Origin of the sequence: Micromonospora sp. PLK6-60 (genome assembly GCF_019890675.1) — a bacterium.
Lineage (GTDB): Bacteria > Actinomycetota > Actinomycetes > Mycobacteriales > Micromonosporaceae > Micromonospora.
Genome location: NZ_JAIOAA010000003.1, coordinates 665,114 through 675,503, shown reverse-complemented (window position 1 = coordinate 675,503; position 10,390 = coordinate 665,114). Strand labels below are relative to the sequence as shown.

10 protein-coding genes and 3 tRNA genes are annotated in these 10,390 nt (G+C 74.7%); 3 read left to right on the top strand and 10 right to left on the bottom strand.

The annotated features are described in order from the left end of the window. The first annotated feature begins 428 nt into the window (after window positions 1–428). Window positions 429–755: a hypothetical protein gene (locus K7640_RS09485; protein WP_222954315.1), complete on the top strand. Its 327-nt coding sequence runs from the start codon at window positions 429–431 to the stop codon at window positions 753–755. Between the two features lie 76 nt (window positions 756–831). Here the strand turns inward: K7640_RS09485 and K7640_RS09480 are convergent, their stop codons facing one another. The 9 genes from K7640_RS09480 to K7640_RS09440 all read right to left on the bottom strand — a co-directional run bounded on the left by K7640_RS09480 (window position 832) and on the right by K7640_RS09440 (window position 6,927). Continuing rightward, complete coding sequence (locus K7640_RS09480) at window positions 832–1,062, bottom strand: hypothetical protein (protein WP_222954314.1); 231 nt, start codon at window positions 1,060–1,062, stop codon at window positions 832–834. A gap of 220 nt (window positions 1,063–1,282) precedes the next feature. Continuing rightward, window positions 1,283–1,356: transfer RNA gene (locus K7640_RS09475), tRNA-Phe, on the bottom strand. An 83-nt stretch (window positions 1,357–1,439) separates the two neighbouring features. Then, window positions 1,440–1,513, bottom strand: a tRNA-Asp gene (locus K7640_RS09470). A 32-nt stretch (window positions 1,514–1,545) separates the two neighbouring features. After that, window positions 1,546–1,618, bottom strand: a tRNA-Glu gene (locus K7640_RS09465). A gap of 153 nt (window positions 1,619–1,771) precedes the next feature. Continuing rightward, on the bottom strand, window positions 1,772–2,617 hold the full coding sequence (locus K7640_RS09460) for a polysaccharide deacetylase family protein (protein ID WP_222954313.1): 846 nt from the start codon (window positions 2,615–2,617) through the stop codon (window positions 1,772–1,774). Window positions 2,618–2,688: 71 nt separating this feature from the next. Continuing rightward, the gene (locus K7640_RS09455) at window positions 2,689–3,627 is read right to left on the bottom strand and encodes a MerR family transcriptional regulator (protein WP_222954312.1); all 939 of its coding nucleotides are present in this window, start codon (window positions 3,625–3,627) and stop codon (window positions 2,689–2,691) included. Further along, window positions 3,617–4,207, bottom strand: coding sequence for an isopentenyl-diphosphate Delta-isomerase (idi, locus tag K7640_RS09450; RefSeq protein WP_222954311.1), 591 nt, complete (start codon window positions 4,205–4,207; stop codon window positions 3,617–3,619). The genes K7640_RS09455 and idi overlap by 11 nt, the downstream gene beginning before the upstream one ends. 55 nt (window positions 4,208–4,262) lie before the next feature. Further along, window positions 4,263–5,744, bottom strand: coding sequence for a phytoene desaturase family protein (gene crtI, locus K7640_RS09445; RefSeq protein WP_222954310.1), 1,482 nt, complete (start codon window positions 5,742–5,744; stop codon window positions 4,263–4,265). A 28-nt stretch (window positions 5,745–5,772) separates the two neighbouring features. Then, a complete protein-coding gene (locus K7640_RS09440) occupies window positions 5,773–6,927 on the bottom strand; it encodes a polyprenyl synthetase family protein (RefSeq protein WP_222954309.1) in 1,155 nt (384 codons plus the stop codon). A gap of 66 nt (window positions 6,928–6,993) precedes the next feature. On the opposite strand from K7640_RS09440, the gene K7640_RS09435 reads away from it, so the two are divergent. Together K7640_RS09435 and K7640_RS09430 are read left to right on the top strand one after the other, a co-directional pair. Further along, the gene (locus K7640_RS09435) at window positions 6,994–7,911 is read left to right on the top strand and encodes a phytoene/squalene synthase family protein (RefSeq protein WP_222954308.1); all 918 of its coding nucleotides are present in this window, start codon (window positions 6,994–6,996) and stop codon (window positions 7,909–7,911) included. Beyond that, the gene (locus tag K7640_RS09430) at window positions 7,908–9,188 is read left to right on the top strand and encodes a deoxyribodipyrimidine photo-lyase (protein WP_222954307.1); all 1,281 of its coding nucleotides are present in this window, start codon (window positions 7,908–7,910) and stop codon (window positions 9,186–9,188) included. The genes K7640_RS09435 and K7640_RS09430 overlap by 4 nt, the downstream gene beginning before the upstream one ends. Before the next feature lie 55 nt (window positions 9,189–9,243). Here K7640_RS09430 and K7640_RS09425 read toward each other — a convergent pair whose 3' ends face one another. Next, window positions 9,244–10,344 (bottom strand): serine hydrolase, encoded by a 1,101-nt coding sequence (locus tag K7640_RS09425; protein ID WP_222954306.1) that lies wholly within the window; start codon window positions 10,342–10,344, stop codon window positions 9,244–9,246. Between the last annotated feature and the right edge of the window lie 46 nt (window positions 10,345–10,390).

The window sequence follows — 10,390 nt, the reverse complement described above, 5'->3', positions numbered from 1 at the left end:
CCCCCACCACGGGCGGGCCCCCACCACGGGCGGGCCCCCACCACGGGCGGGCCCCCACCACGGCCGGGCCCCCACCACGGCCGGGCCCCCACCACGGGCGGGCCCCCACCACGGGCGGGCCCCCACCACGGGCGGGCCCCCACCACGGGCGGGCCCCCACCACGGCCGGGCCCCCACCACGGCCGGGCCCCCACCACGGCCGGGCCCCCACCACGGCCGGGCCCCCACCACGGGCGGCTCCCCGGCACGGGCGGCCTGCCCCAGCGCGGGCGGCCGTCCCAGACGGTCGGGGCCGCCTCGCGACCGACAGCTACGGCAGCCCAGCCACGACAGGCAACGGGCCACGACAGGCCACGACGGCTGGGCTCCGGACGGTCGGCCGACGTGCCCCCGTGGAGCGCATTGACATCGCCTGAATGATTGGTCGCATGAGCGTGGCTGATTCGGACCCGGTGGGGCTCGCCCTGCGCCTCGTCGCCGTGTTCCTCGGCCTCGGCCTGGTCGTACTCGGCGGGTGGGTCGCGACGACGCGACGGTTCCCGGCGGCCTGGGTGCGGGTTGCCCGCCTGACGGCGAGTCAGCGAGCCGAGCCCGTCCGCCGCGGCGGCGTGGTCGCCCTGCTCGGTGCGGGCGTGCTCCTCCCGCAGGTCCCGTTCCTCGCGCCGGTGTCCGCCGCCGTCGCCCGAGCCCTGTTCGTGCTGGCACTGCTTCTCATTGTGGCCTCGGTGGGCTGGTACACGGCGCTCAGGCGCTAGCCAGGACGCCGCCGATCGAGGGAGGGCGACGGAGGCTGCAACAACAAGATCCCCGCCTATGAGAAGCGGGAGGGAGTCAGGCCCACCACTTCGGGTACCACCTCAGAACCTTCTCCGGGGACTTCGGCGGCTTGAACTCCCTTTCCCGCCAAGCGGCAATGACAGTCGGACCATGAGCCACCAGTCCTCCGGCGACGAGAAGTAGCGACGTGACCTTCTCAGGCCAGCCCAGCCACAACCCGACACCCGAGGCGAGCAGGAGCAGGAGCCCTACGAGCTGCGTCATCCGGAGACGCGGGCGCTTCATGCCTGCAAGTCTAGGTTTGATCGACAACGAGGCGGAGTTCCCGAAGCCGGCAGCGGGCGGCGGGATGGCGGTAGAAGCAGGGCGGCGTGCGATCTGCGCGCGATAAGGGGAGTGATCACGAGCCAAGAGCGATCAACCGATGCAGCCGGGATACCAAACAGCAAGATCCCCACCCGCGTTTCCGCTGGTGGGGATCTCTGTAGCCCGGCGAAAGGCTATGTGGCCAGGGGCGGGGTCGAACCGCCGACCTTCCGATTTTCAGTCGGACGCTCGTACCAACTGAGCTACCTGGCCGGGCACTCGGAACATGCTACCCGGAGGGCGGCCTGCTCCGATACGCAGAACGCCGCGCAACCCTCGCGCGGCGTCAGCGCTTGCGGTCCTGACGGGACTTGAACCCGCGACCTCCGCCTTGACAGGGCGGCGAGCACTCCAACTGCTCCACAGGACCTTGCTCTGTTGCCTCCGACCGAAGCCGGATCGTGCCCCCAACGGGATTCGAACCCGTGCTACCGCCTTGAAAGGGCGACGTCCTGGGCCGCTAGACGATGAGGGCGGCCCCGCCATCATTGCACATTCGCAACTTCAAGCGGACTTGCTCCCATCCGGCCCCGCCGGAGGCTTGGATAGCTTACGTGATGATCGGCCGGTCGACCAAACCGGTATGGCATGGCCCACGCGGCGGCGTAAAACCGCAGGTCAGAGAGGGTTAGCGGAGTCGGGTGACGCCGTAGCGGCGCTTCAGGTCGGGGATCAGGAAGCGGCAGGCGGTCAGCGTGGCGGCCCGGTTGCCGCCCCCGTCGTGCATCAGCACCACCGCTCCGGGCCGGGTGGCCGCCTGCACCCGCCGGGTGATCAGCGGCGGGGCCGGCTTCGTCCAGTCCTGCGGGTCCACCGTCCAGTGCAGCGACTGCATGCCGAGTTGGCGGGCCACCGCCACCTCCTCCGCGGTCCACCGGCCGCCCGGCTGGCGGAAGAACGACACCTTGGCGCCCGGCGCCGCCGCCTGGATGGCCCGGTTGGTGCGGACCATGTCGGCCCGGATCTCGGCGATCGGCCGGCGGCCCAGGTCCATGTCGTGCCGCCAGCTGTGGTTGCAGAGCTGGTGGCCCTCCCGGACGATCCGGGCCACCAGCTGCGGGTGCTGCTTGACCTCGATGCCGACCAGGCAGAAGGTCGCCTTGACGCCGGCCGCGCGCAGCTGGTCGAGGACCTTCGGCGTCCAGGCCGGGCTCGGCCCGTCGTCGAAGGTCAGCGCCACCGCGCGGGTGCCGGTGGTCCGGCGCAGGCCGGCCGGGAGGGTCTTCGGCAGCGGTCGCAGCCGGGGCCGCGGTGGGGTGGTGCGGGCGGGGCGGCTGGGACGGGAGGACGCGCTCGGCTTCGGCTCCGCCGTCGGCGGTGCCGACGATCCGTCGGGGGTCGGGACGTCGGAGGCCACCGGCGCCGGGCTGCCGGCGCCGCCGCCGACGCCCGCGACGCGGCGCGCGGGGTCACCGCAGCCGGCCAGCGCGAGCGCCAGGCCGAGGCCGATCGCCAGTACGGCGCGTGAGTTCATCGTCGCTCCGAGGGGTGGCGGTACGCGGACCACCAGACGTTAGAGGACGGAGCGTGACGATCGGAAGACCCTCAACCGGTCGCGGACTGGTCGAGGGACTCCCGGACGGCCAGGCAGAGCGACACGGCCTCGGCCAGATCGACCGGCCGGACCACCCCCGCCGGCAACGTGTCGGCGCGCCAGCCGGGCCCCGCGGCGAGCACCAGCAGCGGCCGGCGAGGCGCGGCGAGCAGGGCGGCGAGCTGTGCCGGGTCGGCTGTGGCCCGGGTGTGCGACCAGATCACCACGGCCGCCGGACCGGTCCGGTTGACCGCCTCGACGAGGGCCGAGACCGGCACCCGGGCACCGAGCATGCGATAGGCCACATTCCGCTCGGCGAGGGCGGCGGCGAGCGCCTCCAGCGGCAGGCTGTGCTGCTCCTCGTCGGCGCAGGAGAGCAGGAGCCGGGCCGGGCCGGTGGCCGCACGGGGAACGGCCGCCAGGGCCTCGGAGACGCACCGGGACATCAGGTGCTCCACCTCGACCAGGCCGTTGGTGGCGGCGTGCCGCTCGCCGATCCCGGCGAGCACCGGGCGGAGCAGCCCGTCCCAGGTGGCGACCACGCCGTCGGCGGCCAGCGCGTGCGTGACGGCCTCCCCGATGGCCGACGAGTCCAGCCGCATGGCGGCCCGGGCCAGGCCCCGGGCCGCGGGCCCCGCCCGGCCCACCGGAATGGTGAGTCCGCCGCCGGCCCGGCCGGTCCGCGCCCGGCCCGCCCCGGCCAGCCCGGTGCTCCCGGACGGGGGCGCCTGCCGGGCCCAGCGGGCGGCCTCCGCCGGGGTGACGCCCTCCGCGGTGAGCCGGCGCATGATCTCCAGCCGGGCCAGGTCCGCCGGGGTGTAGCGCCGGTGGTGACCGGGGACGTGCTGGCTGGGGCCGAGGCCGTAGCGCTGGTGCCAGGTGCGCAACGTGGTGACCGCCACGCCCAGCCGGCGTGCCACGGCCCCCGCGCTCAGCGCCTCATCGGCCACCCGACCGCTCCGGGGCGTCGTCGTCCGCTCGGGCGCCGGCCGGCTCGCCGGCGCGCAGCAGGCGGCTCACCACGCCGCCCAGCCATGGGGCGTACGCGCGGGGATCCGCGTCGATCTCGGTCATCAGCCGGGCGGGGTCGACCCAGCGCAGCTCGGCCACCTCGTCGGGGTCGGGCCGGACCGCCACGTCGGCGGGCGCGTCGGCGCGCAGCACGTGGTCGTACTCGAACTCGACCCGGCCGGTCGACGGGTCCTCGGCGTAGTAGACGTACACCCCGACCTCGGTCAGCGCGACCGGCGCGACGCCCAGCTCCTCGCCGAGGCGCCGGTTGGCGGCGTCGGCCAGCGACTCGCCGGGCGCCGGATGACCGCAGCACGAGTTGGCCCAGCGCAGTGGGAACCGGGTCTTCACCGCGGCCCGGCGTTGCAGCAGCACCCGCCCGTCCGGCGCGACCAGCAGCACCGAGAACGCCCGGTGCAGCCGGCCGGGTGGCTGGTGGGCGGCGGAGACGGTGGCCTGGCCGAGCGGCCGCCCGGCGTCGTCGACCAGCTCCACCAGGTGGGACTCCCGCCCGGTCATCGGCCCTGCCCTCCGTTCGCGGCTGCGGGGCTCCGCCGCGCCGCACTGATCGCGCTCACCGGCCGGCCCCGGTGATGCGGTTGGCGGCGAGCTTGCCGGAGATCAGCACCATCGGCACCCCGACGCCGGGCTGCGTGCCGGAGCCGGTGAAGACCACGTTCGACAGCCGGCGGTGCAGGTTCGACGGCCGGAACGGGCCGGTCTGGAGGAAGGTGTGCGCGGCGGCGAACGGCGTACCGGCTGCCATGCCCTGCTCCTCCCACTCGGCCGGGGTGATCGTACGCAGTACCTCGACGCCGTCGCCGAAGCCGAGGTAGCCGCGCTCCTCCAGGGTGCCGATCAGCCGGTCGGCGTAGCGGCGGGTGAGGTCGCCCCGCCAGTCGAAGGGCGCCCGGTGCAGGTTGGGCACCGGGGCCAGCACGTAGTAGGTGTGCCGGCCGGGTGGGGCGACGGACGGGTCGGTGCGGCTCGGGTTGGTGACCAGCAGCGACGGGTCGCTCATCAGCTCGCCCCGCCGGATCACCTCGTCGAAGGTGCCCTGCCACTGCCGGCCGAAGTGGATGTTGTGGTGGGCGATCTTCGAGTAGCCCTGGGTCGACCCGACGTGCAGCACCACGCAGGAGGGCGAGTAGGTCAGCTTCCGGGCCCGGCCCTCGGGCAGCAGGTCGCGGTAGGCGACCGGCAGGTCCGGGTTGAGCACCACCACGTCGGCCGGGATCAGCTCGCCGTCGGCGGTCAGCACGCCGGTGGCCCGCCCGTTGGCGGTCTCCACCCGGGTCACCGTGGTGCCGTACCGGATCTGCACGCCGTGCTTCTCGGCGGCGCCGGCCATCCCCCGGGAGACCGCGTGGATGCCGCCGCGCGGGAAGTAGACCCCGGCCACCGAGTCGAGGTATGCGATGACGCTGTAGATGGCCAGCGCGTCGTGCGGCGCGAGGCCCGCGTACATCGCCTGGAAGGAGAAGATCCGCTGGGTACGGGGGTCGCGGAAGAACTGGTTGATCTTGGTCTGGAGGCGCCGGAACGCGCCGTTGGCCAGCAGCTTCACCAGGTTGGCGGTGAGCAGGTCGGTCGGGGCGTCCAGGTTGCGGTCGATGAAGTCGGCCCGCTCCCACTGCCACAGGTTGCGGGTGTAGTCGACGAAGCGCAGGTAGCCGTCCGCCTCCCGGGGCCCGCAGACCCGGGCGATCTCGGCGGCCATCCGGGTGGTGTCGGTGATGACGTCCAGCGTCGAGCCGTCCGGGTAGTACGCCCGGTAGGCGGGGTCGAGCGGGGTCAGGTCGAGCCAGTCGTCCAGCTCCTCGCCGACCGCGCCGAGCGCCTCGGCGATCAGGTCCGGCATGGTGAGCACGGTCGGCCCGGTGTCGAACTCGTATCCGTCGACGGCGAGCCGGCCGGCGCGCCCGCCGGGCACCGGTTCCCGCTCCAGGACGGTCACCTGCCGGCCGCTGCCGGCCAGGTGCAGCGCGCACGCCAGCCCACCGAGGCCCGCGCCCACGACCACCACCCGGTCCGTACGCCCGTTCACGGTCCGCACGTGACCACCTCCTTCGCGAAGTCGCTCATCATGCCCGCCGCCGGGTGGCGGCGGCGGCGAGACCGGTGAGCGCGGTGCGCGCGGTCTCGTCGATCGACGCGGACTCCAGCGCGGCGAGCGCCTCGGCGACCCGGTCGTCGATCATCCGGTCGATCCGGTCGACCGCGCCGGTGTCGGCGACCAGCTCGGCCAGCCCGGCCACCTCGGGCTCGGTGAGGTCGGCGCCGGCCCGCGTCAGGGCCCGCCGCTGGGCCGGGGTGGCCAGTTGCCGGGCCAGCATCAGCAGCGCGGTGGGCTTGCCGGTGCGCAGGTCGTCGCCGGCCGGCTTGCCGGTGGTGGCCGGGTCGCCGTAGACGCCGAGCAGGTCGTCGCAGAGCTGGAACGCCTCGCCGACGGCCAGGCCGTAGCGGGTGTACGCGGCGACGGTGGGCGCGTCCGGGTCGACGCCGGCCAGGCAGGCGCCGAAGAGCAGCGGTCGCTGCACCGTGTAGCTGGCGGTCTTGTAGCGGACCACCCGCAGGGCCCGGTCGACCGACCAGTTCGCCGCGTCGTGCTCGCCGAGCACGTCGAGGAACTGCCCGGCCACCGTCTCGACGCGCATCTGGTCGTAGCAGCGCCGCAGCTCCAGCATCCGGGCGGGCGGCAGGGCGGCCTGGCCGAGCAGGCGGTCGGCCCAGACCATGCAGAGGTCGCCGATCAGCACGGCGACCGCCTCGCCGTACCGCTCGGGGTCGCCGGTGTGCCCGGCGGCGCGGTGCCGGGCGGCGGCGGCCCGGTGCGCGGTGGGCAGGCCCCGGCGGGTGTCGGAGGCGTCCATCACGTCGTCGTGCACCAGGGCGAAGGTGTGCAGCAGTTCCAGCGCGGCCAGCGCCGGCAGCACCGGGGGCAGCGGCTCGTCGCCACCCACCACGCCCCGCCAGCCCCAGTACGCGAAGGTGGGGCGGACCCGCTTCCCGCCGGCGAGCACGCAGTCCCGGGCGGTGGCGGCGAACCCGCCCATCGCCGCGTCGATCTCGTGCAGCGCGGCGATCTCGGTGGCCAGGAAGTCGGCGAGGGTGCCGTCGACGGCGGTGACCAGGTCGTGGGTGAAGGCGGCCAGCACGCCGCCGACGGGATCGTCCCCGTCCCCGGCGCCGGCCGGGGCCACCCGGAGCGCGTCGCCCGCAACTGCGTCGTTGGCCATGTCGACGAGCGTACCCTAGGGTACGGAAGTTGCGTCGATTGGTGCGTCGATTCAAGAGGAGGGCCGGTGGACATCGACCTCGCCGCTGCCTATGGCCGCTGCCGTGAGCTGCACAAACAACACGGCCGCACCTACTATCTCGCCACCCGGCTGCTGCCCGCTTGGAAAAGGCGGCATGTGCACGCTTTATATGGGTTCACCCGGTATGCCGACGAGATCGTGGACCGGACCGAGGACCTGCCGCCGGCCGCCCGCGCGGCCCGCCTCGACCAGTGGGCGTCCCGCTTCCTCGCCGGCCTGCACGGGGAGCCCGTCGACGACCCGCTGCTGCCGGCCGTGCTGCACACCATCGCCGTGTTCGACCTGGACCGGGCGGACTTCGCGTCGTTCCTGCGCAGCATGGCGATGGACCTCACCGTCACGTCCTACCGGACCTACGACGACCTGCTCGACTACATGGAGGGCTCGGCCGCGGTCATCGGCACGATGATGCTGCCGATCCTGGGCAGCTCCGACCCGGCCGCCGCCCGGGAGCCGGCCCGCCAGCTCGGCTTCGCCTTCCAGCTCACCAACTTCATCCGCGACGTGGCCGAGGACCTCGACCGGGGCCGCACGTACCTGCCCGACGAGGACCTGGCCAAGTTCGGCGTCACCCGCGAGGACCTGCTCGCCGCGCGGGACGCCGGCCGCACCACGCCGGCCATCCGCGAACTGATCGAGTACGAGGTGACCCGCGCCCAGGCCCACTACCTGGCCGCCGCGCCGGGCATCCCGCTGCTCAGCCCCGCCTCGCAGGCCTGCATGCGCACCGCCTACGCCCTCTACGGCGGGATCCTCGACGAGGTGGCCGGGCAGGACTACGACGTGTTCGCGCGGCGGGCCCTCGTACCCCGGCGGAAGCGGCTGGCGGTGGCCGCGCGCGCCCTGCTCACCCCGGCCGGCACGCCTGTCGCGCTGCCCGGACCCGCCCGTCCGGTCCGGTGAGCGAGCGTACGGCGGTCGTGCTGCTCACCCGCGACCTGCGGGTGCACGACCAGCCGGCGTTGGCCTCGGCCTGCGCCGCCTTCGACCGGGTGGTGCCGCTGTATGTGCTCGACCCGGCCCTGGCGGGGCTGTCGGCGAACCGCACCCGGTTCCTGCACCAGAGCCTGGCCGACCTGCGCGAGGCGCTGCGCGAACGCGGCGGCGACCTGGTGGTCCGGCGCGGCGACCCGGTGGCCGAGACGATCAAGCTGGCCCGCCGCGTCGGCGCCGCGGGGATCGGCCTCTCCGCCGACGTCAGCCGGTACGCCGCGCGGCGCGAACGCCGGCTGCGCGCGGAGTGCGAGCGGCACCGGATGTCGCTGCGGCTCTTTCCCGGCGTCACCGTCGTCGAACCGGGCGCGCTGCGCCCCGCCGGCGGGGACCACTACCGGGTGTTCACCCCCTACCACCGGGCCTGGCTGGGGACGAAGGTGCGCGACGAGTTGGCCGCGCCGCGACAGGTCCGGCTGCCCGACGGGGTAGACCCCGGCCGGCTGCCCGAGCCGCCGGAGGGGGAGTCGCCGGACGCCGTGCCCGGCGGGGAGAGCGTCGCCCGGCGCCGGCTCACCCGGTGGCTGCCCACCGAGGCCGGGTACGACGACATCCACGACGACCTGGCCGCCGATGAGACCTCCCGGCTCAGCCCGTACCTGCGCTTCGGTTGCCTCTCGCCGCTGGCGGTGGTGAACCGGGCCGGCGACCGGGCCGGGCCGTTCGTCCGGCAGCTCTGCTGGCGCGACTTCTACCACCAGGTCACCGCCGGCTTCCCGGACATCGCCACGGTGGCCTACCGGCGCGGCGCGACGGAGGAGTGGCGCGCCGACGAGGAGGCCCTGGCCGCCTGGGCGGAGGGCCGGACCGGGATGCCGATCGTGGACGCCGGGATGCGGCAGTTGCGCGCCGAGGGCTGGATGCACAACCGGGCGCGGCTGATCACCGCCGGGTACCTGACCAAGGTGCTCCGGCTGGACTGGCGGCCCGGCCTGAAGGTCTTCTCCCGCTGGCTGCTCGACGGCGACGTGCCCGACAACTCCGGCAACTGGCAGTGGGTGGCCGGCACCGGCAACGACAGCCGGCCGTACCGGGGGTTCAACCCGGTCCGCCAGGCCGAACGGTACGACCCGACCGGCGGGTACGTCCGGCGTTGGGTCCCCGAGCTGGCCGCCGTCGAGGGCAAGGCGATACACCAACCGTGGCGCCTGCCGCCCGAGCAGCGCAGACAACTGGACTACCCGTGAAAGGAGGGGCCCCCTATTAACGCATTCGGTAGAGCAGGGGCCCCCGGTTAACACCTCACAGGCAGGAGTGCAGCGCCTCCGCCAGCTCGTCGGCCCGGTCGTGACCGGCCAGCCGGGACGTCACGTAGGCGAAGGCGTAGCCGCGCCCCGGGTCGGCCCAGGCGCTGCTGCCGCCGATCCCGCCCATGCCCCAGCTGCCGTCCGGTTCCCACTGCATGCCCAGCGTCCAGTGCGTCGTCCGGTCCAGCACCAGGTCGGGGCCGGCGTACTGCACCCGGGTCGCCTCGGCGACCAGCTCCGCGCCGAACAGGCGTACCCCGTCGAGGGTGCCGCCGGCCAGCAGGCCCGCGTAGAGCCGGGCCAGCGCGGCGGCGGTGGCGTGCAGGTTCACCGCCGGGATCTCGGCGGCGCGCCACGACGGCCCGTTCACCACCGCCACGTCGCGCCCGCCGGGTGGGTTGTCCAGCGCCCGGGCGCGCAGCGACCCCGGCTCACCCCGGGTCGCGTCCGGCCAGCCCGGATCGGCGTACGACAGGTCGGCGCACCGCCGCCGGTCGGCCGGGCCCAACCCGAAGGCCAGGTCGAGCCGCCACGGCCCGGCGATCTCCTCGGCCAGGAACCGCCCCACCGTCCGCCCGTCCACCCGCCGGACCAGCTCGCCCACCAGGTGCCCGTACGTCCAGGCGTGCTCGCCCGCGACGGACCCCGGCTCCCACTCGGGTTCGGCGGCGGCCAGGTCGGCGCAGAGCAGCCCCCAGTCGGTGACCGCCTCGGCGGGCCGGGGCACCGGGAACGCGGGCAGGCCGGCGGTGTGGCTGAGCACCTGCCGGACGGTGGCCGGGGCGCGGAACCCCGGCCAGTACGCCGACACCGGCGCGTCCAGGTCGACCCGGCCCCGGTCCACCAGCATCAGCAGGCAGAGCGCGGCCACCGGCTTGCCCACCGAGTAGACGTTGACCAGGGTGTCCGGCCGCCACGGGTGGTCCGCCCCGACGGCCGGCACGGTCGCGCCCGGCGGGACCGCCGCGCGGGTGCCGCCGACCAGGTCCAGCACCGGCGCGCCGTCGTACCAGACGGTCAGCGCCGCACCGGTCTCCCGGCCGGCGGCGAACAGGTCGTGGAAGGTGTCCCGTACCGGGGCGAAGCGTGCCTGCACGCGCACACCCTACGGCCGCCGGCGGCGGGAATCACCGCGCGGACCG

Excerpts from the sequence above, each read along its gene's own strand:
- K7640_RS09485 (WP_222954315.1), top strand. The coding sequence starts at position 429 with ATGAGCGTGGCTGATTCGGACCCGGTGGGGCTCGCCCTGCGCCTCGTC.
- K7640_RS09480 (WP_222954314.1), bottom strand. The coding sequence starts at position 1,062 with ATGAAGCGCCCGCGTCTCCGGATGACGCAGCTCGTAGGGCTCCTGCTC.
- K7640_RS09460 (WP_222954313.1), bottom strand. The coding sequence starts at position 2,617 with ATGAACTCACGCGCCGTACTGGCGATCGGCCTCGGCCTGGCGCTCGCG.
- idi (WP_222954311.1), bottom strand. The coding sequence starts at position 4,207 with ATGACCGGGCGGGAGTCCCACCTGGTGGAGCTGGTCGACGACGCCGGG.
- K7640_RS09440 (WP_222954309.1), bottom strand. The coding sequence starts at position 6,927 with ATGGCCAACGACGCAGTTGCGGGCGACGCGCTCCGGGTGGCCCCGGCC.